We start from the raw sequence: 21,217 nt of genomic DNA on the forward strand, positions 1-21,217 counted from the left end.
CGCTGCCCGGACTGCAACCTGTTCAGCCGCCGGCTGGGAGACGGCGGCCATTGCCCCAACTGCGACGAGCCAGTGCTCGTCCAGGAGCTATTCAGCCCCATCCATCAAGCACCGTCACACACAGAGAACTTGACAGGCCCGGTGCCGGATGGTCCTGCCAGGTCCTACCTCGACCCGGCCGGGACCTCAAGGCCACCCCCGGATTTGTCGCCGAAACGGGCCCGCTTGCCGGTTCTAATTGGCGCACAATCCCCGCCGCGGGCATCAGCCCATGGCCCCACACCCCACCCAACACCCGTCCCACCCCGCCGATGTGCCGCTGGCCGTCTGGCCGGTCGCGCAAACCTCCGCCCAATACCAGCGGGCCGGCCGCTACCTGCCCGCCAGCACCGCACATCCAGGCAAGATGCTGCCGGCCTTGGCCGCCCGGATCATCACCGAATACTCCACCCCCGGTCAGCTCGTCGCCGACCCGATGGCCGGCATCGGCACCACCCTGGTCGAAGCCGCCCTGCTCGACCGGCGGGCCATCGGAATCGAACTGGAACCCCGCTGGGCCGACATCGCCCGCGCCAACCTCGACCACATCCTGGACCGGCGGCAACGCCGCCTCGCCGACATTCGGGTCGGTGACGCCACCCGGCTACCCGACCTGCTCGGCCCGGGCACCGCCACCGGAAGCGTTGACCTGATCGTGGTGTCCCCGCCCTATGGCTGCGACGCCGGTGTGATCGACAAACCCGGCTGGCTCGCCGGCCAGCGGCTCTGCCCGCCGGACAGCTTGAACTACTCCACCGGCAAGACGAATGTCGGACACGCCCGCGGACCGGCCTACCCGAGCGCGATGGCCGCCATTTACGCCGGCTGTCACGCCATGCTGCGCCCCGGCGGACTACTCGTCACCGTCACCAAAAACACCCGGCGGCAAGGACGCTGCTTCGACCTCGCCGGCACCACCGTCACCCTCGCCCGGGCGGCCGGCTTCGGCTACCTGCAACACGTCATCGCATTGCACGCCGCGGTCCGCGACAGCGGCCTGCACGCCCGGCCGTCGTTTTGGCAACTCACCCAACTCCGCCATGCCCACGACCGCGGCGACCCCGCGCACCTGGTCACCCACGAAGACCTCTGCATCTTCGGGCGGTCGGGCCGATGAGCGCCCCGTTGCCGCTGTCGGTGTGGCCGACCGCCCAGCAGACCGCCCGGGTCCAACGTGCCGGCCGCTACCTGCCGGCCACCGTGGCGCATCCCGGCAAAATGCTGCCCGCGATCGCCCGTACCGCGATCACCGCCTACACCCGGCCCGGGGACCTGGTCGTCGATACGATGTGCGGCATCGGCACCACCCTGGTCGAAGCCATCCACCTCGGCCGGGACGCGATCGGCGTCGAATACGAACCCACCTGGGCGCAACTCGCCACCGCCAACCTCACCCTCGCCCGGCAGCAGGGCGCGCCCGGTCACGGCGAAGTCCTCACCGGTGATGCCCGGCATTTGACCGGGCTGCTCGATCCCGCCGTGCACGGCCTGGTCGCACTCGTGCTCACCTCACCGCCGTACGGGCCGTCGGTACACGGCCAAGTCACCGCCCGGCCCGGCGGCGGCATCACCAAGAGCCACGACCGGTACTCCAGCGATCCGGCGAACCTTGCCCACGTCGGGCTGGACCGGCTACTGGCGGCCATGCGCGAAGTACTCACCGCGGCCGCCCGGGTCCTGCGTCCCGGCGGGATCGTCGCGATGACCGTCCGACCCTGGTGGCACAACGGGGAACTCATCGACCTCCCCGGGCAGCTGGCCCGGACCGGTGAACAAGCCGGGCTCGTGCTATTCGAACGCAACGCCGTCCTGCTCTGCGGCCTGCGTGAGGACCGGCTGGTGCCACGGGTGTCGTTTTTCGCCCTCGACCAAGTACGGCGCGCCCGAACCCGCGGCATCCCACGCTCGGTCATCGCCCACGAGGACCTGCTCGTTTTCCGGCGCGCGTGAGTACTGCGCCGCACGACAAGCCGACGCGTGCCAGCACTTGCGCCTACCGGCGCAGCTACGCCCAAGACACCGTCACCTTGCTCACCCCTGTCGAAGTCCCGCTCGACGCCGAACATGCGCGCCGGGCGCTGATCGCACTCGCTGAACTGTTGGCACCGCTGTTCCGCGGCGACCGGCCGGCGATGATCGGTGAAGACAATCAGCTGCTCGAAGACAGTTGACTCTCCGCGATTGCAGAGCCCTCCTGGGACGTCACCGTCGATAGGCAGGAGCTGGACGTGAGGATCGCCACCTATACGAGGATTTCAACCGATGAAACCCGGCAGCCCTACTCGCTGGACGCGCAAGCCACTCGGCTGCGTTCCTACGTGGACAGCCAAGAGGACTGGCAGCTGGTCCGTCAGTTCACCGACCAGGCCTCGGGTGCCAGCACCGAACGTCCCGGGCTGCAGCGGGCGCTAGCCGAAGCGCGAGCGCACCGCTACGACCTGCTACTGGTGTACCGGGTCGACCGGTTCGCCCGCTCGGTCCGTGGCCTTGCGACCCTGCTCGAACAGCTCGACGCCGCGGGTGTGGCGTTCCGATCCGCGACCGAGCCGTTTGACACCGCCACCCCCGCCGGACGGATGATGGTGCAGATGCTCGGCGTGTTCGCCGAGTTCGAACGTGCCACCATCATCGACAGGGTCATTGCTGGCATGGAACGCAAGGCCGCCCGCGGCGAGTGGTGCGGCGGGTCACGCCCACACGGCTACCTCGTCAACCCAGCCACCGGTCACCTCGTGGCCAACCCGGATGAGGCGCCCCTCATCGAGATCATCTTCGACCACTACGCACGCCAGCGGCACGGCGCAAAAAGCATTGCCACCTGGCTCAACACCCACGGCCACCGAACCAAATCCGGTAAACCCTGGAACCACATGGCCGTCCTCACCGTCTTGCGCAACCGCGCGTACCTCGGTGAGATCTTCTTCCGCGACACCTACCATCTCGCGCCCCACCAGCCGCTCGTCGATGTCGAGACATTCCAGCTCGCCCAGCAGATCCTCACCCAGCGCGGCGAAGATCACGCCCACCGGGCATCCAATGCCAGTGACTACCTGCTCGCCGGGCTGCTCACCTGCACCCACTGCGGGAAGAAGTTCGTCGGCACCGCCGCGCACGGCAACCGATACCGCTACCGCTACTACACCTGCTTCTCACGCCATCGCTACGGCACGACGACCTGCCCGGCCGACCGGCTGCCCGCCGACCAACTCGAAACCGCGGTCCTCGCCGCGCTCCTACACACCTACCGGCGACACGACCTCCTCAACGTCGCCCTGAATGCCGGGCACGCCCGGTCCGGTCAGCAGCGACGCCAACGGCAAGACGAACTCGACCTCGTAGAAAAGGAACTCAGCAAGGCCGAAGAAGCCATCGAGCGCTACTTCCTCGCCTTCGAAGCCGGCACCATGTCCGAAAACACCTGCGGCCAGCGAGTCCAAACACTCGGAGACAAGATCGCCACCCTGCATTCCCGCCGCGCAGTCCTAGCCGCCGAACTCGACGCCGACCAGCAACCCACCGTGACCGAAGCCGACCTCCAGGCCCTCCGCCACCGCGTCGAGCACACCATCACCCACGGAGTCCCCGACGCGCAAAAAGGACTCCTGCAAGCACTCGTGGCCGACATCCAGGTCGAGAGCCGTAACGCGGTCCGTCCCTACTTCCGCGTCCAACTGACCGGCCAACACCCGGCCGGACTTGCCGAACCTACCAGCGACGCAATGGTTCGACCCCCGTCAGGGTCGGTGCCCCCGGCAGGATTCGAACCTGCGCCACCGCCTCCGGAGGGCGGTGCTCTATCCCCTGAGCTACGGGGGCCGGGGAGGGAACCGAGGGTACCAGCCGCGATCTGGCCCATTAGGGTCGTCGTCATGCGAACCCGGGTGCTCGTCGTCGACGACGACGCGGTCATCCGACAACTCGTATGTGTCAACCTCGAGCTGGAGGGTTTTGAGGTTGTGACAGCAGTCGACGGCCAGGACTGCCTCGACCGGGTTAAAGAGCTGGCTCCGGACGTGATCACGCTCGACGTGATGATGCCGCGACTAGACGGCTACCAGACCGCGGAGCGGCTGCGCGCCGACCCCGAGACGCGGGGGATCAAGATCCTTCTCCTGTCCGCCAAGGCCCAGGAGCGCGACCTGCGTCGAGGGTCGGAAATCGGTGTCGATGCCTACCTCACCAAGCCGTTCGACCCGGACGTATTGATCGACACCGTCCGGCGACTCGCCGCTGACCCGGCCGAGCGTGCCGGTGCGACCGACGGCTGATGCGCAAGAGGATCGGCCTGCTGGCCATGGGCGCCATACTCCTCGGAGCCGGCTGCGGGGGACACAGCGGGCCGGGCGACGTCCACGTGGCAGACCAGGTCTCACGCTCGGCGCCCGGCCGGGAGATCCCGCCGCCCTGGGCAGCCCCCGACAACACCGCGAACTTCATCCGGGCCGCTGGGCTCCCCGCCTCGGCGTTCGAGGGCAGCGTCATCCGATTCACGGCGCACCTAGACATCGTCATCAACGACCAGCCCGTGGCTATCCCCGCCTACATCGGCATCGACTTGTCCGGGGAGCACCTATCCCCACTGCATACCTTTGACACGACCGGTGTGCTGCACGTCGAGACCGACCAGCCGTCGACCTTCACTCTGGGCGAGTTTTTCACCGAATGGGATGTCCGGCTCGACGGGAGCTGCCTGGGTGCCGCCTGCACCGGCTTGGATGGAACACTTCAGGCCTACGTCGATGGGCGGCGGTACGCCCAGGACCCGGCCGGCATCACCATCACCCCCCACGAAGAGATCGCGCTCATCTTCGGGCCGATCATTGCGGTTCGGCCCGTCCCGTCCAGTTACAGCTTCCCCCCGGGCTCCTGACGGCTCTCGACGACCGATAAGGCTGGTGGTGCTGCGATAACCTCGCGGCCGTGACCCCCGCCGAAGTTGCCGACGCGGTCCTTGCCGCTGTTGCATCCGCGGTGCGGGACGGTGAATTGACCGTGGTCGTTCCCCATCAGGTCCGGGTCGAGCGGCCGAAGAGCAATGAGCACGGGGATTATGCGACGAGCATCGCGCTCGCCCTATCCCGGCCGGCCGGCCTGCCTGCGCGGCAGGTCGGTGAGTTGCTGGCCATGCGCCTGCGAAGCGCCCCGGGGATCGCCCGGGTGGATGTTGCCGGCCCCGGCTTCCTCAACCTCACCCTGGATGAGAGCGCCCTCGGGGAGATCGCCGGCACGGTCTTGCGCGAAGGCTCCCGATATGGCTGCTCCGCAGCGTCGCTCGGCCAGCGGCTCAACCTGGAGTTCGTCAGCGCGAACCCCACCGGTCCGGTGCACATCGGCGCCGTGCGCTGGGCAGCCGTCGGAGATGCCCTGGCTCGGCTGCTCGAGGCATGCGGAGCCGAGGTAGCCCGCGAGTATTACTTCAACGACGCTGGCACCCAGATCGACCATTTCGCGGCGAGCCTGGCGGCTGCGGCTAGGAACGAGCCGATCCCGGCAGATGGCTACGCGGGTGAGTACATAGCCGAGATCGCCGACCGGGTCCTGGCGGACCATCCGGGGTTACTCGACCGGCCGCCTGAGGAGATTCTCGGAGTTCTCCGAGAAGACGGGGTCCGGATCATGCTCGAGCAGATCCGCCGCTCGTTGGCCGACTTCGGTGTGCGCTTCGACGTCTACTTCCTGGAGCGGAGTCTCCATGAGTCCGGTGCCATCGACCGGGCCGTAGAGCGGCTGCGCACGCATGGTCACGTCTACGAGGAGGAGGGAGCGGTCTGGCTGCGTACGACGGACTTCGGCGATGACAAGGACCGCGTGCTCATCCGCAGCTCGGGTGAGCCAACCTACTTCGCCTCGGACGCCGCCTACTACCTGGACAAGCGGGAGCGCGGCTTCGACCGGATAGTGATGATGCTGGGTGCTGACCATCACGGCTACATCGGGCGCATGCGGGCGGTCGTCGGTTGCTATGGCGAAGATCCCGACGAGCATCTCGAGATCCTGATCGGGCAGCTGGTCAATCTGGTTCGGGGTGGCGAGACGGTCCGGATGAGCAAGCGAGCCGGCAACGTTGTGACGCTCGAGGACCTCGTCGAGCTGGTCGGCGTGGATGCCGCCCGCTACAGCCTGGCCCGGTCGTCGACCGATTCGGCGCTAGATCTCGACCTGGACCTCATCACCAGGCAGGCCGCCGACAATCCGGTTTTCAGCGTCCAGTACGCGCACGCCCGCATCTGCTCCGTGATGCGCAACGCGGCGGAGCTGGGGATCGCACGGTCTGGCCCCGACGGGTTCGACCCAGGGCTATTGACCCAACCACGCGAAGGTGACCTACTCGGTGCGCTTGGCGAGTTCCCCCGTGTGGTCAGGTCGGCGGCCGAGTTGCGCGAACCGCACACGGTTGCGCGCTACCTCGAGTCGCTTGCCAAGACCTACCACCGCTTCTACGACAGCTGTCGGGTCCTCCCGTTGGGCGACGAGGAGGTCACGGGGCTGACCGGCGCGCGGCTAGCGCTCTGCGAGGCTACCCGGATCGTCATCGCCAACGGCCTCGGCCTGCTCGGCGTCAGCGCCCCGGAGCGGATGTGACGGATCTGGATTCCGAAGTGTGGCCGGTGACCGCGCGCCGGGTCGACGGAGCGCTCCAGCTCGGCGGTCTCGACGTTCGCGATCTTGCGGCGGAGTTCGGCACCCCGCTGTACCTGCTCGACGAGGAGGACCTGCGAACGCGCTGCCGAGTCTGGCGCGAGGCGTTCGTCGACGGCGACGTGTTCTACGCCGGGAAGGCATTCCTCTGTGTCGCCCTCGTGCGGTTGATCGCCGAGGAGGGACTCGGCTTGGACGTGTGCACCGGCGGGGAGATCGCGGTCGCCGAGCGGGCCGGTTTCCCTCCCGAGCGCATGGTGTTCCACGGCAATAACAAGTCGGTGCGCGAACTCGAGCGGGCGGTGGCGCTCGGCATCGGCCGAGTCGTGCTCGACTCATTCGAAGAGATCGTCAGGTTGGCCCATTTGGCTGAGCTGGCGGGTATTCGCCAGCGGGTGCTAATCCGGGTCACCCCTGGGGTGGAGGCGCACACTCACGAATACGTCGCCACCGGTCAGGAAGATCAGAAGTTCGGGTTTTCGCTCGCCTCGGGAGCCGCCGCTGAAGCGGCCCGTCGGGTTGCCGGACTGCCCAGTCTCGAACTGGCCGGGTTGCACGCGCACATCGGCTCGCAGATCTTCGATACCCAGGGGTTTGCGATCGCCGCCCATCGGCTCGTCGGATTGGTCGCCGAAATAGCCACCGAGCAGGGGATCGAGCTGACCGAGCTGAACCTCGGCGGTGGCCTCGGCATTGCCTACACCTCCGAGGACGGCCCGCTTCCGGTAGCCGAATTGGCTGAACGGCTGCGCGCCATCGTCGCCAAAGAGTGCGCTGCGGCCGGGATGGCGACGCCGCGAATTGCGGTCGAGCCGGGCCGGGCCATTGTCGGGCCCACCACGGTGGCGGTGTACGAGGTGGGCACCGTCAAAGATCTGCCCGGATTGCGTACCTACGTCAGCGTCGACGGCGGGATGAGCGACAACATCCGGACGGCCCTCTACGGCGCGCACTACACGGCCGTCCTCGCCTCGCGGGTCTCCGCCGCCGACCCGAAGACCGTCACCGTCGCCGGTAAGCACTGCGAGTCCGGTGACGTCCTCGTGTCGCATGTTGCGCTGCCGGCCGATCTGGCGCCCGGCGACCTGCTCGCCATTCCGGCGAGTGGCGCCTACCAGCGATCGATGGCCTCGAACTACAACCATGTGCCGCGGCCGCCCGTCATCGCTGTCCGCGACGGGGAGAGCCGGATCTTCATCCGCCGCGAGGAGGAGTCCGATCTGCTCAGGCTGGATGCCGGATGACCGCCCCGCTGCGGATCGCACTGCTCGGCTGTGGGGTGGTGGGCAGCGAAGTGGTGCGGCTGCTCGACAAGCATCGGGACGATCTCGCAGCTCGGGTCGGCGCGCCGCTAGAGCTCGTCGGCATCGGCGTTCGCCGGCCCGGCCGTCCCCGGGATCTACCCGTGGATCCCGCTCTGTACACGGCCGACGCCCAGGCGCTGGTGGAGCGGTCCGATCTGGATGTCGTCGTCGAGGTTATCGGTGGCATCGAGCCCGCGCGGTCACTCCTGCTCAGCGCCCTGCGGTTGGGACGATCGGTCGTGACCGCGAACAAGGCGCTGCTGGCCGAGGACGGTGCCACCCTCTACGAGGCTGCCCGCCGGGGCGGAGTCGACCTCTACTGCGAGGCCAGTGTGGCCGGCGCGATACCGCTGATCCGGCCCCTGCGAGAGAGCCTGGCCGGCGACCGGGTCACCCGGGTAATGGGGATCGTCAACGGCACGACGAACTACATCCTGAGCCGGATGGACGAAACCGGTACCGGCTTCGCGGAGGCGCTCGAAGAAGCGATGGCTCTCGGCTACGCAGAGCATGATCCGAGCGCCGACATCGAGGGCTTCGACGCCGCCGCCAAGATTGCCATCCTGGCCGGCCTGGCCTTTCACACCAGAGTGACATCCGCAGACGTGCACCGCGAGGGGATCAGTGAGGTCACCGCCGCTGACGTCGCGAGCGCCCGTGCGATGGGCTGTGTCGTGAAACTGCTGGCCATCGCCGAGCGCGGTGAAGACGGTCGGAGCATCGGGGTGCGGGTACATCCGGCGATGCTGCCGCGCAGCCATCCGCTTGGCGGTGTGCGGGATGCGTTCAACGCGGTGTTCGTCGAGGCCGACGCCGCCGGACAGTTGATGTTCTACGGCCGGGGCGCCGGGGGCGCGCCGACGGCGAGTGCCGTGCTCGGCGATGTCGTTGCGGTGTCTCGAAACCGCCTCACGGGAGCCCGTGGCGCGGGAGAATCGGCTTACGCCGACTTGGGGGTACGTCCGATGGGGCAGACCCGTACCCGTTACCACGTAAGCCTCGACGTTGCGGATAAAGCCGGGGTGCTGGCGAGCGTTGCGACCGCCTTCGCACGCCACGATGTGTCCATCCAGGAGTTGCGACAGCAAGGCCGTGGCGATGACGCTCAACTCGTCCTCGTCACGCATACGGCGACGGACGCAGCCCTGGCTGAGACGATCGAGGAACTCCGCGGCCTCGACGTCGTGCGGGCAGTGGCGTCCGTCATGCGAGTCGAGGGCGAGGTTGTCGCGTGACCACGACGCGGACGAGCCCCTGGCGCGGGGTGATCGCCGAGTTCCGCGAGCGGCTCCCGGTGACGGACGCGACCCCGGTGATCAGCCTGCTCGAGGGTGGCACCCCCCTGATCGAGGCGCCGACCCTCTCCGCGCGCACCGGGTGCGAGGTGTACCTGAAGGTCGAAGGGGCGAACCCGACGGGGTCGTTCAAGGACCGCGGAATGACCTTGGCGATCAGTAAGGCAGCCGAGGATGGCTCGAAGGCGGTGATCTGCGCCTCGACCGGGAACACGTCCGCCTCCGCGGCGGCCTACGCCGTGCGCGGCGGGATGGTCTGTGCCGTGCTCGTCCCGTCCGGAAAGATCGCGATGGGCAAACTGGCGCAGGCGTTGGTCCATGGGGCCAGGCTGCTCCAGGTGGAGGGCAGTTTCGACGACTGCTTGCGGCTCGCGCGCGATCTGGCCGATCGCTATCCGGTCAGCCTGGTCAACTCGGTGAACCGGTACCGGATCGAGGGCCAGAAGACGGCCGCGTTCGAGATCGTCGACGCCCTCGGTGACGCACCGGACGTGCACTGTCTTCCGGTGGGCAATGCCGGCAACATCACGGCGTACTGGCTGGGCTACCGGGAGTACGCGGATGCCGGCATCGCCTCCCGCCGTCCGGTCATGCGCGGATTCCAGGCCGCCGGTGCCGCGCCCATCGTGGCCGGCGCGGCCGTGGCGCGTCCGACGACCATTGCCACGGCGATCCGGATCGGCAATCCCGCGTCGTGGGCCGCCGCCCTGGCCGCCCGCGACGAGTCCGGCGGGGCGATCGAGGCGGTCACGGACCGGGCCATCCTCGAGGCCTACCGTCTGCTGGCCCGCGAGGTGGGGGTCTTTGTCGAACCGGCCAGTGCGGCCAGCGTCGCGGGCATGCTCCAGGCTCGGGCGCAGGGGAGTCTGCCGTCCGGCGTTCGGGTGGTCTGCACGCTCACCGGACACGGACTCAAGGACCCGGAGTGGGCGATCGCGGGAGCTCCGGTGCCCGTGACGATACCGATCGACGCCGCGGCAGCCGCTGCCGCGTTGGGGCTCTAGTCCGTGCCGGCACCCGCCTTTCGAGCCGCACCGGTCCGCGTCCGGGTGCCCGCGACCAGTGCCAATCTCGGTCCGGGCTTCGACGCTCTGGGGCTGGCGCTCACCTTGTATGACGACGTCGTCGTACAAGTGACGGAGTCCGGGCTCCGGGTCGACGTGGCGGGGGAGGGCGCCGAGTCTCTTCCGCGGACCAATCGGCACCTGGTGGTCAAGTCGATGCGCGCAGCTTTTGCGGCACTCGGAGGCCAGCCCCGCGGTCTGGACGTGATCTGCGCGAACCGGATCCCGCAGTCGCGGGGCCTCGGCTCATCGGCGGCGGCGATCGTGGCCGGGATCGTGGCCGCTCGAGCACTGGTGCTCGGCGGCCTGGAGCGCCTCGACGACCTTGCGGCGTTCCGGCTCGCTGCCCAGATCGAAGGGCATCCGGACAATGTGGGCGCCTGCTTGGGCGGCGGCCTCAGCCTGGCCTGGGCCATCCCCGGTTCGCCGCCGCGACGGGTCGCGCTGCCCGTGCACCCCAGCCTGACCCCGGTCCTCTTCGTCCCGACGACGCACGGGTCCACCGCTAAGGCCCGCCGGATGTTGCCGGACACGGTGCCCCATGCCGATGCCGCGTTTGGCGCTGGACGAGCGGCGCTGCTCGTCGAGGCGCTCGGAAACCGGCCGGACCTGCTGCTCGACGCCACCGAGGATCGCCTGCACCAGCCGTACCGGGCGGCGGCCATGCCGCGATCTGCCGCGCTCGTCCACAAGCTGCGCCAGGCTGCGATTCCGGCCGTCATCTCCGGGGCCGGGCCGACCGTGCTCGCCCTCACGACCGCCGAGAATGCGGCTGATGCGATCGCTTTCTCCGGCCGCTGGTTCACGCCGTTGCAGCTCGGCGTCGCGGATCACGGGGCCCGGGTGCTGGCCGTCGACGCGGTCGACGGTTGACCGGAATAGCGACCGGCCGGGGGGTGTTGTTGCCATTGCACGGGTAGGACAGCTACCGTAAACCCAGCATGACCGCCCCTCCGTGGGCGCGTGTACACCACCCCGTCGCCGCAAAGTTCCCCGCGAACGCTCGGCACGTGGTCTCCTGCTTCCGGTCGGCGCGGCGTCTGACGCCACCGCCCGGACCGGCGGGTCGGGTGTGCCGCCCCCCGAGACCAGCCGGTCGAGCGCCGCCGCCAGGTAGCGCCACCGTCGGGCGACGTGCCCCATGGACTCTCGCCGTCAACCGCGGCGGGAGACCCGGCGATCAACGCCGGTCGCTCCTCTGTGGCTGGGTCCGCCATCACGCGGACCGGCCGTCGCAAGGAAGGACCCCAATTGAGCGACACCACCGAAGTGCTCCCTTCGAATCCCGCCGATACGGCCGGGGAGACGGGCGCGGCTATCGGCCGCCCTCGCCGACGCGGAGGAGCGCTCACCACCATGCTGCTGCCGGAACTTCAGGGCATGGCTACCGAGCTCGGCATCAGCGGGACGGCGAAGATGCGCAAGAGCGAGCTCATCTCTGCCATCGAGGAGCGGCGCAACCCGCCGCCCGCGCTGGCCAACGGCAACGGCAGCTCCAGTCCGGAGAGCAGGGCCTGGGTCGCGCCGGCCGGCGACTCGCCGGCCAGTGCCGGACCCGGTGCCGCCGGTGAGCGACCCCCGCCGCGCCAGGACCGGCAGAACCAGCCGCGCCAGGGCGGGCAACGCCCGCAGGGTGACCGGCACCCGGGCGGGGACCGTCAGCAGGGCCAGTCGGGCCAGGGCCAGTCGGGCCAGGGCCAGGGCCAGTCGGCCCAGGGCCAGGGCCAGTCGGGTCAGGGCCAGGGTCCGCCGGGTCAAAGCCCAGTCGGGGACGATTTCGACAGCCGGCGCAACCGGCGTGGGCGGTTCCGGGAGCGCAATCGCAACCGAGGTCCGCGCGAGCGGTTCGGTGGCGAAGCCGAGCCGGTCATCGGCGAGGACGACGTCCTGCTCCCGATCGCGGGGATTGTCGACATTCTCGACAACTATGCGTTCGTCCGGACGTCCGGCTACCTTCCCGGCCCGAACGACGTCTACGTCTCCCTGGCCCAGGTCCGGCGCAACGGGCTGCGAAAGGGCGACGCGGTCACCGGAGCGATCCGCCAGCCGCGCGACGGTGAACGGCGGGAGAAATTCAACGCGCTGGTTCGCCTGGACACGGTCAATGGCACCGAGCCGGACGAGGCCCGGCAGCGGGTCGAGTTCAACAAACTGACCCCGCTGTACCCGCAGGAGCGGCTGCGCCTCGAGGCCGAGCCCCAGCAGCTCACGACCCGGATCATCGACCTCATCGCCCCGATCGGGAAGGGCCAGCGTGGCCTGATCGTCTCGCCGCCCAAGGCCGGAAAGACGATGGTGCTCCAAGCCATCGCGAACGCGATCACGACGAACAACCCCGAGGTTCATCTCATGGTTGTGCTCGTCGATGAGCGGCCCGAGGAGGTCACAGACATGCAGCGCTCGGTGAAGGGCGAGGTCATCGCCTCTACCTTCGACCGGCCTGCGGAGGACCACACGACCGTCGCCGAGCTATCTATCGAGCGGGCCAAGCGGCTCGTCGAGCTTGGCCACGACGTGGTGGTCCTGCTGGATTCGATCACCCGGTTGGGTCGGGCCTACAACCTGGCGGCGCCGGCGTCCGGGCGGATCCTGTCCGGCGGCGTGGACTCGACCGCCTTGTATCCTCCGAAGCGGTTCTTCGGCGCGGCCCGCAACATCGAAGACGGTGGGTCGCTCACCATCCTCGCTACCGCGCTCGTCGAGACCGGTTCCCGAATGGACGAAGTCATCTTCGAAGAGTTCAAGGGCACCGGGAACATGGAACTCAAACTCGACCGGAAGCTGGCCGACCGGCGGATCTTCCCCGCCGTCGACGTGGACGCTTCCGGCACCCGCAAGGAAGAGATCCTGCTCGCCCCGGATGAGCTCGCCGTGGTCTGGAAGCTCCGTCGCGTGTTGCACGCGCTGGATCAGCAGCAGGCTCTGGAACTTCTTCTCGACAAGATGAAGAAGACCCACACGAATATCGAGTTCCTGATGCAGATCCAGAAGACCACAGTCGGGGAAAACGAATAGCCCGACGGATTCCCCCGACCCCGCGGGAAGCGCGGGGGAGGGGGCGTCGTTAAAGGCAAAGACCAACGCTCGGCCCTGAGGGAGTAACTGTGAAAGCTGACATCCACCCGGAGTACGTCGAAACGACGGTCACATGCAGCTGCGGGAATACATTCAGCACACGGAGCACCGCGAAGAGCGGTGTCATCCATGCTGAGGTCTGCTCGGCTTGCCATCCCTTCTACACCGGGAAGCAGAAGATTCTCGACATCGGTGGTCGGGTCGAGAAGTTCGAGCGGCGTTTCGGGAAAAAGACCGGCAAGGCCTAGCTTCGCGGCGGCGCCGGCCGCTGGGCGCCTCTGGGTGGCCTGGCGACCGGCGCCGTGGCATGTCCGCGGGGATTCCAATGAGGAGGGCCGGTGAGTGACTTCGCGACGGCGGCTGCGCTCGTCGCCGAGCACCTCGAGCTCGAGCGCCAACTCGCCGACCCGGCCATCCACAACGATCCGGTGACCGCCCGGCGCGTGGGGCGTCGCTACAGCGAACTCGGACCCGTGGTCGAGCTCTACCGTGACTATCGGGCCACCGAAGACGATCTCTCGGCCGCGCGCGAATTGGTCGCCGAGGACGAGTCCTTCCGCTCCGAGATCGCCAGCCTGACCGCCCGTAGCGACGAGCTGGCCGAACGGCTCCGGATCATGCTGGTCCCCCGAGATCCCAACGATGGCAAGGACGTTCTCCTCGAGGTCAAAGCCGGCGAGGGTGGCGAAGAGTCGGCACTGTTCGCGGCGGACCTTTTGCGCATGTACCTGCGTTATGCCGAGCGGCAGGGCTGGAAGACGGAAGTTTTCGATGCCACGGAGTCCGATCTGGGCGGCTACAAGGACGTGACTGTCGCGATCCGCGGGCGCGGCGACACGGGTGCGTGGAGCCGGCTGAAGTACGAAGGCGGCGTGCACCGAGTCCAGCGGGTCCCGGCGACCGAGTCGCAGGGGCGGATCCACACCAGTGCCGCCGGCGTGCTCGTGATGCCCGAGGTCGAGGATGTCGAGGTGACGATCGACCCGGCGGATCTTCGGATCGACGTCTACCGCTCCTCAGGACCGGGGGGGCAAAGCGTGAACACCACCGACTCAGCGGTTCGCATCACCCATTTGCCAACCGGCATCGTGGTGAGCTGTCAGAACGAGAAGAGTCAACTGCAGAACAAGGAACAGGCAATGCGCATCCTGCGGGTCCGGTTGCTTGCCGCGGCAGAGGAGAAGGCGGCGGCTACGGCCAGCGCCGAGCGGCGCAGCCAGGTCCGGACCGTCGACCGGTCAGAGCGCGTTCGTACCTACAACTTCCCGGAGAACCGGATCAGCGACCACCGGGTGGGGTTCAAGGCCTACAACCTCGATCAGGTGCTCGACGGCGACCTGGACGCGGTGGTGCAGGCGCTCATCGACGCTGACACCGCGGAGCGACTCGGGGAGGTGACCGAGTGACGGGGGACGGCGACGCCGCGGTGCGGGCTGCCGTGCAGACGTTGGCGATCGCGGGGGTCGCCTCGCCGAGGCACGATGCAGAGGTGCTTGCCGCGCAGGTACTCGGCGTCCCGCCCGGACAGCTCGCCCGCGCCGCCGGGTTCTCCATTCCTGCGGAGCGGCGCTTCGCCGAATTGGTGGCGCGCCGCGCGACGCGCGTGCCCTTGCAGTATCTGACTGGCACGGTGGGATTCCGGCGGATCGACCTCGCCGTCGGTCCAGGGGTGTTCATCCCGAGACCGGAGACCGAAGCCCTAGTCGGCTGGTGCGTGCGCGAGCTCGGTGCCCATCCGGCGCCTCGGATCGTCGACCTGTGCGCCGGCTCCGGTGCGATCGCGCTGGCGTTGGCCCACGAACTGCCGGCCGCACAAGTCCACGCAGTCGAGCGCGAACCCGCCGCCCTCCACTGGTTGTGCCGCAACACGGCGGGCTCGGCGGTGCGCTGCTGGCCGGGCGACGCGGCGACCGCTGGCCCGGACGGGCCGGTGGACCTCGTGGTTGCGAATCCGCCATATCTGAGTCACGCCGACCTCGCCATCGTGGAGCCAGAGGTGAGCGAGCACGAGCCGGCGGCGGCGTTGTGGGCCGACGAGGACGGCCGGGCCGGGGTGCGGATGGTTGCACGTCGCGCCTGGGAGCTGCTGAGCGGCGGCGGCCTCGTCGCCGTGGAGCACGGCGACACCCAGGGACCGGCAGCCGTCGAGCTGCTCGCTGGGCTCGGGTTTCTGGACCCGGCCGACCACTCGGATCTGACCGGTCGGCCGCGTTTCGCCACCGGTCGGCGACCGACGTGAGCGAGCGGTACGACTGCGCCGATCCGCTGGACCGGGAGCGCGGGCTTAGGGCGGCGATCGGTGCGATCGGTCGGGGATCCCTGGTTGTTTTGCCGACCGACACGGTGTACGGCATCGGCGCGGACGCGTTCACGCCGCGGGCCGTCGAGATGCTTTTGGCCGCCAAGGGGCGGGGCCGGGAGCTGCCGGTACCCGTCCTGGTGGCCTCCATCCGCATGCTCGACGGGGTCTCTGACGGGCTGTCCGTCGCCGCTCGCTCGTTGGTCGACGCCTTCTGGCCGGGTCCGCTGACCCTCGTGCTCCACCATCCGCCGCACCTGGCCTGGGATCTGGGTGACAGCCGCGGCACGGTGGCCGTCCGGATGCCCCTGCATCCGGTGGCCCTGGAGCTGATCGCCGATACCGGGCCACTCGCCGTCTCGAGTGCGAACCGGAGCGGCTTGCCACCCGCCGGCGATGCCGCGACGGCCGAACGCCAGCTCGGTGGGTCTGTCGACGTCTACCTCGACGCCGGTCCGGTCAGCAGCGGTCTCGCGTCGACCATCGTCGACCTCACCGGTTCGGTTCCCCGGCTACTCAGAGCGGGGGCGCTCGGGGCGGACCGGATTCGCGAGGTGGTCGCGGACCTCGTAGTGGAAGTCTGATGGCCTTCGGGGTGCTATTCGTGTGCACTGGGAACCTATGCCGGTCGCCCATGGCCGAGCGGCTGTTCGCTGCCGGATTGGGCGGGGCCGCGGGGTTCGAGGTGACCAGTGCCGGCACGTGGGGTATTGCCGGCGCACCGATGGAACCCTTTGCCGCCGATGCGGTACACGAGCTCGGGGGCGATCCGGACGGGTTTTTGGGTGCCCGTGACCTCACCGTCACGACGGTCGAGACGGCCGAGCTCATTCTCACCGCGAGCCGCGAGCATCGGGCCGCGGTCGTGACGCTCTCCCCCCGGGCGGCCGGTCGCACCTTCACCATCCGAGAGTTCGCTCGGCTGGTCGCGGCGGTTGACCCGGCTACGCTGCTGGCGGGCCCACCAGCCGTCCGGGCCCAGTCGCTGGTCCGGGCGGCCGCTGCCCGGCGGGGCCTCGTTCCGCCGGTGGCGCCGGCTGACGACGACATCCCGGACCCGTATCGGGGGCCGGCCAGCGTCTTCCGGGACTGCGCCACCCTGATCCAGGACGGGTTGGCCGGTCCACTGTCGGTGATCGTGGCGAGCACGGAACGCACCGGCGCCGGGTCGTAGAGTAGGTCCACCGCCGACGCCGAACGTCCGGGAGATGCCGATGAGCGTGCTCGACACCCCCTTCTGGGGCCCGGACTTCGCGTCCCTCCAGACCACAGATCCTGAGATCGCCGCTGTCGTGCTCGGGGAGCTCGAACGCCTGCGCGGGGGATTACAGCTCATCGCGAGCGAGAATTTCACTTCGCCGGCGGTGCTCGCCGCCCTCGGCAGCACCCTGTCGAACAAGTATGCCGAGGGCTATCCGGGTCGGCGCTACTACGGAGGATGCTCCGAGGTCGACAAGGCCGAGGAGATCGGCATCGCGCGTGCGAAGGAACTCTTCGGAGCCGAGCACGCCAACCTTCAGCCGCACTCGGGGGCATCGGCCAACCTGGCGGCCTACGCGGCGCTGCTCAATCCGGGCGACACGGTGCTCGCGATGAGCCTGCCGCACGGTGGTCACCTCACCCATGGCAGCAAGGTGAACTTCTCCGGCAAATGGTTCGCGATCGTGCCTTATGGCGTCCGTGCGGACACCGAGCTGATCGACTACGACCAGGTGCGCGAGCTTGCCCGGGAGCACCATCCGAAGATGATCATCTGCGGCGCCACTGCCTACCCTCGGCTGATCGACTTTCCGGCCTTCCGGGCGATCGCCGACGAGGTGGGAGCGTGGCTGGTCGTCGACGCCGCGCACTTCATCGGCCTGGTTGCTGGCCAGGCCATCCCGTCTCCCGTGCCACACGCGGACGTGGTCACGTTTACGACGCACAAGGTGCTGCGCGGTCCGCGCGGCGGGATGATCGTCTGCAAGGCTGACCTTGCTCAGCGGATCGACAAAGCGGTCTTCCCGTTCACTCAGGGCGGTCCGCTCATGCACGCGGTCGCGGCCAAGGCGGTGGCGCTCAAGGAGGCGCTGGCACCCGAGTACCGGTCCTACGCCCGGCAGGTGATCGCCAACGCCCAAGCGCTCGCCGAGGGTCTGGGCGCGGAAGGGCTGCGGCCGGTGGCCGGCGGGACCGACACCCACCTCGCCCTGCTCGATCTCCGAGAGCTTGCCGTCACTGGGCGAGATGCCGAGAGTCGATGCGACGTCGCCGGGATCACCCTGAACAAGAACGCCATCCCGTTCGATCCGCAACCGCCGGCCGTCGCCTCCGGGGTTCGGGTCGGAACCCCGGCGGTGACGACGCAGGGGATGACGGAGGGGGAGATGAAAGAGGTCGCCTCGCTGATCGGCCGCGCCGTGCGCGACGAGAGCGGCTCGGCGGCCGGTGAGATCCGAGCCGCGGTCCGAGCCCTCGTCGACCGCCACCCCGCGTACCCCCGCTCCTAGCGCCGGCCGCGACCCGAGCGAACGGCGAGCCCCCGGTGCGGGAGTACGCGCTGACTCTCGTCGTTGTCGCCGGGGTGACCTACGTAATGACCCCGCTGGTCCGTCGACTCGCGGTTGCGCTGGGCGCGTTGGCGCGGGTCCGCGATCGTGATGTCCACACCATCCCGACGCCGAAACTCGGCGGGATCGCCATGTACGCCGGGATCGCGGCTGGCCTGCTTGTCGCGAGCCGGCTGCCCACGCTGCAGCGGGTCTTCATCTCCTCGGCGACTCGCGGCGTGTTGTTCGGCGGTGCGTTGCTCGTCGTGCTCGGTGCGCTCGACGACCGCTACGAGCTCGACGCGCTCACCAAGCTGGCGGGCCAGATCCTCGCTGCCGGGATCATGGTGTTGCAGGGGGTGCAGCTACTTTTCCTCCCGTTCCCGCACTTCGAGCTGTCACTTAGCCCAGACGTGGGTGTGCCGGCGACAGTGCTGCTCGTCGTCCTCACCATCAACGCGGTTAACTTCCTCGACGGGCTGGACGGGCTGGCGGCCGGGATCGTCTGCATCGCTTCGCTGGCGTTCTTCGCGTACTCCTACCAGCTCTCTGTGGTGCACCACTTCGACCGGGCGACCGCCCCCACGCTCCTGACGGCCGTGTGCGCAGGGGCATGCGTGGGCTTCCTGCCGCACAACTTCAACCCGGCACGGGTCTTCATGGGAGATTCGGGATCCATGCTGCTCGGGCTGATGCTTGCCGCATCGACGATCAGCCTCACTGGCCAGCTCGATGCGAACGCCGTGCAGAACTCCGACGTCTTCCCCGCGCTGCTCCCGCTGCTCGTACCGCTCGCTGTTCTTGCCGTTCCACTCGTCGATCTTCTCCTCGCGGTAATTCGCCGGACCCGTAGCGGCCGGGCCCCGTGGGCACCGGACAAGGCGCATCTGCACCATCGGCTCCTCGAGATCGGGCACACCCAGACCCGGGCCGTCCTCATCATGTACTTCTGGTCGGCACTGTTGGCCGGAACCGCCGTCGCCGTGTCGATCACGCACGGCACCGTTCCGGTGCTCGCTGTCGCCGGCAGCCTGGCCGTCCTGCTGGTGCTCGTCAGCAGCCGGCCACGGTGGTGGGCCCGCCGCGCGGCCGCGGTCCGCCGGTAAATCGGTTCCCGCCGGCGGCATGGCCGACCCGACTTCCCGAGCGCGCTAGGCAGCGTGGTAGCGTCCGTTCGCTCCGAGCGGGACGGGCGGCGCCGCGCCAGCCGAACCGCCCGCCGGTGCGATGCGCTAGTCGTGCCGGCCCGACCCTCGATGGAGATGACCGTGAGTGCCTGCATCAGCCGACCCGGGCCCCCCGGGTAAGCAATGGGAACCACCCCGGCGCGGGCCGGATGTGGGCACGCTGCTGACGCTCGGTACGATGACGGCACTGTGCCTGGTGGCCGGGATGGGGCTCGGTTGGCTCCTGGACCGGCAGCTCGCCAGCACTCCCGTATTCACCCTCGTGGGCTTGGCGGCCGGCATCCTCGCGGCCGGCCTCGCTACCTGGTGGCAGATCCGCACGTATTTCAGGGACTGAGACGGAAGGTCTAGTGCACGCCTATCCCGGGCAGCCGCTCTCCGAGGTTGCAGTCAACTACCGCCGGACGCTGATCGTGGCGTTGATCGTCGGCGGGGTCGCTCTCGCGGCGCTTTCGCTCACCGGCTCCTACGCCGCTGGCCTGCTGGTGTGCGTGGGGCTCGGCCTCGGCGCATATAACTCCCGGATGGTGGCGCATGGGGCCGCCCGGATCGCCGCTGGGGAACGCACCTATCGGAAGCGCCGTTTCGTCGGAGGCGCCCTCGGACGGCTCGCGGTCATCAGCGCGATCGCACTGCTCCTGCTCGTCGCGGTCCGTCCGGGCGGCTGGGGAGTGCTGGTGGGCCTCGCGGGCTTCCAGGTCCTGCTCCTCACGATGGCCGCGCGGCCGCTGTTGCAGGAGATCCGGAAGTCATGATCCGGCTACCCGCGGCCGACATTCAGATCGGGGACCATGTCACCCGCAAGTTCTTCGGGCTGACGTTCAACGTCGACACGATCTGGTCCACCCTGATCGCGGCGGCGATCGTCCTGGTGCTCGGGCTCTGGGTCCGGCGCAGACTGACGCACGGAGTTCCCGGTAAGCTCCAGCTGTTCTTCGAGACCGTCGCCGCTGCCGTCCAGAAGCAGGTTCACGACAGCATCGGGGTCGACGTTGTCCCGGCAGCCGTGCCGTTGGCGATGGCCCTGTTCCTGTTCATCCTGGTTGCGAACTGGATCGGCCAGCTGCCGTTCGGCGACACGCCCAACTACATCCCGCCACCGACCGCGGATACGAACCTCACCTATGCGTTGGCCTTCACCGTCGTCTTCTGGGTCCACGCGGCTGCGATCCGCCGGCGGGGGTTCTTCCCGTACGTCAAGAGTTTCTTCAAGCCGCTGTGGTTGTCCCCAATCAAGATCATCGAGGAGATTGCGAAGCCCATCACGCTCGCGCTGAGGTTGTTCGGCAATATCTTCTCCGGCGGCATCATGCTGGCCCTCATCGGAATCATGCCGGTGTTCATCCTGTGGGCGCCGAACCTGATCTGGAAGGTCTTCGACTCCGCGATCGGCGTCATCCAGGCCTTCATCTTCGCGCTCCTTACGATCTTGTATTTCAGCTTCGCCGTGTCGGAGCAGGGACACTGACGCGGGCCGCCGGCTAGTCCAGAAATTTCCCCCGGTTCCGTACCAAGGAGAGAAATGGCAGCGAACACGCTCAACCAAGCGATCCAATACGCCGGCGCCTTCACCGGCGGCGGCCTGGCTCTCGGCGGGGGCGCCATCGGCGCTGCCATCGGCGACGGATTGGCCGGCAGCTCGACGATCGCCGGCGTGGCCCGGCAGCCGGAGGCTCAGGGCCGACTGTTCTCGATCTTCTTCCTCACGGTGGGTCTCGTTGAGGCGATGTACTTCATCAATCTCGCATTCATGGCCCTGTTCGTCTTCGTCCTCGCGAAGAAGTAGC

The 21,217-nt window shown here is 68.6% G+C and carries 24 protein-coding genes and 1 tRNA gene; 22 read left to right on the forward strand and 3 right to left on the reverse strand.

Going from position 1 to position 21,217, the window contains the following annotated elements:
* The first annotated feature begins 271 nt into the window (after positions 1 to 271).
* From VNG13_16020 to VNG13_16030, 3 genes are read left to right on the forward strand one after another with little or no spacing between them, the layout of a single operon-like run.
* Complete coding sequence (locus VNG13_16020) at positions 272 to 1,156, forward strand: DNA methyltransferase (GenBank protein ID HVA62025.1); 885 nt, start codon at positions 272 to 274, stop codon at positions 1,154 to 1,156.
* On the forward strand, positions 1,153 to 1,989 hold the full coding sequence (locus VNG13_16025; protein HVA62026.1) for a DNA methyltransferase: 837 nt from the start codon (positions 1,153 to 1,155) through the stop codon (positions 1,987 to 1,989). Before VNG13_16020 ends, VNG13_16025 begins: the two co-directional genes overlap by 4 nt.
* Positions 1,986 to 2,210 carry a hypothetical protein gene (locus tag VNG13_16030; protein ID HVA62027.1) on the forward strand — a complete coding sequence of 75 codons (225 nt, stop codon included), beginning with the start codon at positions 1,986 to 1,988 and terminating at the stop codon, positions 2,208 to 2,210. Before VNG13_16025 ends, VNG13_16030 begins: the two co-directional genes overlap by 4 nt.
* A 516-nt stretch (positions 2,211 to 2,726) precedes the next feature.
* Here VNG13_16030 and VNG13_16035 read toward each other — a convergent pair.
* The 3 genes from VNG13_16035 to VNG13_16045 form a co-directional block, all read right to left on the reverse strand.
* Positions 2,727 to 3,065 (reverse strand): hypothetical protein, encoded by a 339-nt coding sequence (locus VNG13_16035; GenBank protein HVA62028.1) that lies wholly within the window; start codon positions 3,063 to 3,065, stop codon positions 2,727 to 2,729.
* 207 nt (positions 3,066 to 3,272) lie between these two features.
* The gene (locus VNG13_16040; protein ID HVA62029.1) at positions 3,273 to 3,476 is read right to left on the reverse strand and encodes a hypothetical protein; all 204 of its coding nucleotides are present in this window, start codon (positions 3,474 to 3,476) and stop codon (positions 3,273 to 3,275) included.
* 307 nt (positions 3,477 to 3,783) lie between these two features.
* Positions 3,784 to 3,855, reverse strand: a tRNA-Arg gene (locus tag VNG13_16045).
* A gap of 53 nt (positions 3,856 to 3,908) precedes the next feature.
* Between VNG13_16045 and VNG13_16050 the strand changes: the two genes are divergently transcribed.
* From VNG13_16050 to VNG13_16140, 19 genes are all read left to right on the forward strand, one after another.
* The gene (locus tag VNG13_16050) at positions 3,909 to 4,307 is read left to right on the forward strand and encodes a response regulator (protein ID HVA62030.1); all 399 of its coding nucleotides are present in this window, start codon (positions 3,909 to 3,911) and stop codon (positions 4,305 to 4,307) included.
* On the forward strand, positions 4,307 to 4,909 hold the full coding sequence (locus VNG13_16055; GenBank protein ID HVA62031.1) for a hypothetical protein: 603 nt from the start codon (positions 4,307 to 4,309) through the stop codon (positions 4,907 to 4,909). Before VNG13_16050 ends, VNG13_16055 begins: the two co-directional genes overlap by 1 nt.
* Positions 4,910 to 4,959: 50 nt before the next feature.
* A complete protein-coding gene (gene argS, locus VNG13_16060) occupies positions 4,960 to 6,621 on the forward strand; it encodes an arginine--tRNA ligase (GenBank protein ID HVA62032.1) in 1,662 nt (553 codons plus the stop codon).
* A complete protein-coding gene (lysA, locus tag VNG13_16065; GenBank protein HVA62033.1) occupies positions 6,618 to 7,922 on the forward strand; it encodes a diaminopimelate decarboxylase in 1,305 nt (434 codons plus the stop codon). Before argS ends, lysA begins: the two co-directional genes overlap by 4 nt.
* Positions 7,919 to 9,217 carry a homoserine dehydrogenase gene (locus tag VNG13_16070; GenBank protein ID HVA62034.1) on the forward strand — a complete coding sequence of 433 codons (1,299 nt, stop codon included), beginning with the start codon at positions 7,919 to 7,921 and terminating at the stop codon, positions 9,215 to 9,217. The genes lysA and VNG13_16070 overlap by 4 nt, the downstream gene beginning before the upstream one ends.
* Positions 9,214 to 10,281, forward strand: coding sequence for a threonine synthase (gene thrC / locus VNG13_16075; GenBank protein HVA62035.1), 1,068 nt, complete (start codon positions 9,214 to 9,216; stop codon positions 10,279 to 10,281). The genes VNG13_16070 and thrC overlap by 4 nt, the downstream gene beginning before the upstream one ends.
* A gap of 45 nt (positions 10,282 to 10,326) precedes the next feature.
* Positions 10,327 to 11,214: a homoserine kinase gene (gene thrB / locus VNG13_16080; protein HVA62036.1), complete on the forward strand. Its 888-nt coding sequence runs from the start codon at positions 10,327 to 10,329 to the stop codon at positions 11,212 to 11,214.
* A gap of 483 nt (positions 11,215 to 11,697) precedes the next feature.
* A complete protein-coding gene (rho, locus tag VNG13_16085; GenBank protein ID HVA62037.1) occupies positions 11,698 to 13,356 on the forward strand; it encodes a transcription termination factor Rho in 1,659 nt (552 codons plus the stop codon).
* A gap of 89 nt (positions 13,357 to 13,445) precedes the next feature.
* Complete coding sequence (gene rpmE, locus VNG13_16090) at positions 13,446 to 13,664, forward strand: 50S ribosomal protein L31 (protein ID HVA62038.1); 219 nt, start codon at positions 13,446 to 13,448, stop codon at positions 13,662 to 13,664.
* Between the two features lie 90 nt (positions 13,665 to 13,754).
* Entirely contained in the window at positions 13,755 to 14,822 is a 1,068-nt protein-coding gene (gene prfA, locus VNG13_16095; GenBank protein ID HVA62039.1) for a peptide chain release factor 1, read from the forward strand.
* Positions 14,819 to 15,655 carry a peptide chain release factor N(5)-glutamine methyltransferase gene (prmC, locus tag VNG13_16100; GenBank protein HVA62040.1) on the forward strand — a complete coding sequence of 279 codons (837 nt, stop codon included), beginning with the start codon at positions 14,819 to 14,821 and terminating at the stop codon, positions 15,653 to 15,655. Before prfA ends, prmC begins: the two co-directional genes overlap by 4 nt.
* Entirely contained in the window at positions 15,652 to 16,299 is a 648-nt protein-coding gene (locus VNG13_16105) for an L-threonylcarbamoyladenylate synthase (GenBank protein ID HVA62041.1), read from the forward strand. The genes prmC and VNG13_16105 overlap by 4 nt, the downstream gene beginning before the upstream one ends.
* The gene (locus VNG13_16110) at positions 16,299 to 16,889 is read left to right on the forward strand and encodes a hypothetical protein (protein HVA62042.1); all 591 of its coding nucleotides are present in this window, start codon (positions 16,299 to 16,301) and stop codon (positions 16,887 to 16,889) included. The genes VNG13_16105 and VNG13_16110 overlap by 1 nt, the downstream gene beginning before the upstream one ends.
* 40 nt (positions 16,890 to 16,929) lie before the next feature.
* The gene (gene glyA, locus VNG13_16115) at positions 16,930 to 18,204 is read left to right on the forward strand and encodes a serine hydroxymethyltransferase (protein ID HVA62043.1); all 1,275 of its coding nucleotides are present in this window, start codon (positions 16,930 to 16,932) and stop codon (positions 18,202 to 18,204) included.
* Between the two features lie 35 nt (positions 18,205 to 18,239).
* Positions 18,240 to 19,349: an MraY family glycosyltransferase gene (locus VNG13_16120; GenBank protein ID HVA62044.1), complete on the forward strand. Its 1,110-nt coding sequence runs from the start codon at positions 18,240 to 18,242 to the stop codon at positions 19,347 to 19,349.
* Positions 19,350 to 19,581: 232 nt separating this feature from the next.
* The gene (locus tag VNG13_16125; GenBank protein ID HVA62045.1) at positions 19,582 to 19,767 is read left to right on the forward strand and encodes an AtpZ/AtpI family protein; all 186 of its coding nucleotides are present in this window, start codon (positions 19,582 to 19,584) and stop codon (positions 19,765 to 19,767) included.
* 13 nt (positions 19,768 to 19,780) lie between these two features.
* Positions 19,781 to 20,185: a hypothetical protein gene (locus VNG13_16130; GenBank protein HVA62046.1), complete on the forward strand. Its 405-nt coding sequence runs from the start codon at positions 19,781 to 19,783 to the stop codon at positions 20,183 to 20,185.
* Positions 20,182 to 20,898, forward strand: coding sequence for a F0F1 ATP synthase subunit A (gene atpB / locus VNG13_16135; protein HVA62047.1), 717 nt, complete (start codon positions 20,182 to 20,184; stop codon positions 20,896 to 20,898). The genes VNG13_16130 and atpB overlap by 4 nt, the downstream gene beginning before the upstream one ends.
* A gap of 54 nt (positions 20,899 to 20,952) precedes the next feature.
* Positions 20,953 to 21,216 carry a F0F1 ATP synthase subunit C gene (locus VNG13_16140; protein ID HVA62048.1) on the forward strand — a complete coding sequence of 88 codons (264 nt, stop codon included), beginning with the start codon at positions 20,953 to 20,955 and terminating at the stop codon, positions 21,214 to 21,216.
* Position 21,217 lies beyond the last annotated feature (1 nt).

Source organism: Mycobacteriales bacterium (genome assembly GCA_035533475.1).
Taxonomy (GTDB): Bacteria; Actinomycetota; Actinomycetes; order DATLTS01; family DATLTS01; genus DATLTS01.

Coding starts and splice junctions, on each gene's coding strand:
- VNG13_16020 (HVA62025.1), top strand. CDS start 272: ATGGCCCCACACCCCACCCAACACCCGTCCCACCCCGCCGATGTGCCG.
- VNG13_16025 (HVA62026.1), top strand. CDS start 1,153: ATGAGCGCCCCGTTGCCGCTGTCGGTGTGGCCGACCGCCCAGCAGACC.
- VNG13_16050 (HVA62030.1), top strand. CDS start 3,909: ATGCGAACCCGGGTGCTCGTCGTCGACGACGACGCGGTCATCCGACAA.
- VNG13_16055 (HVA62031.1), top strand. CDS start 4,307: ATGCGCAAGAGGATCGGCCTGCTGGCCATGGGCGCCATACTCCTCGGA.
- VNG13_16070 (HVA62034.1), top strand. CDS start 7,919: ATGACCGCCCCGCTGCGGATCGCACTGCTCGGCTGTGGGGTGGTGGGC.
- rho (HVA62037.1), top strand. CDS start 11,698: ATGCTGCTGCCGGAACTTCAGGGCATGGCTACCGAGCTCGGCATCAGC.
- VNG13_16110 (HVA62042.1), top strand. CDS start 16,299: ATGGCCTTCGGGGTGCTATTCGTGTGCACTGGGAACCTATGCCGGTCG.
- glyA (HVA62043.1), top strand. CDS start 16,930: ATGAGCGTGCTCGACACCCCCTTCTGGGGCCCGGACTTCGCGTCCCTC.
- atpB (HVA62047.1), top strand. CDS start 20,182: ATGATCCGGCTACCCGCGGCCGACATTCAGATCGGGGACCATGTCACC.
- VNG13_16140 (HVA62048.1), top strand. CDS start 20,953: ATGGCAGCGAACACGCTCAACCAAGCGATCCAATACGCCGGCGCCTTC.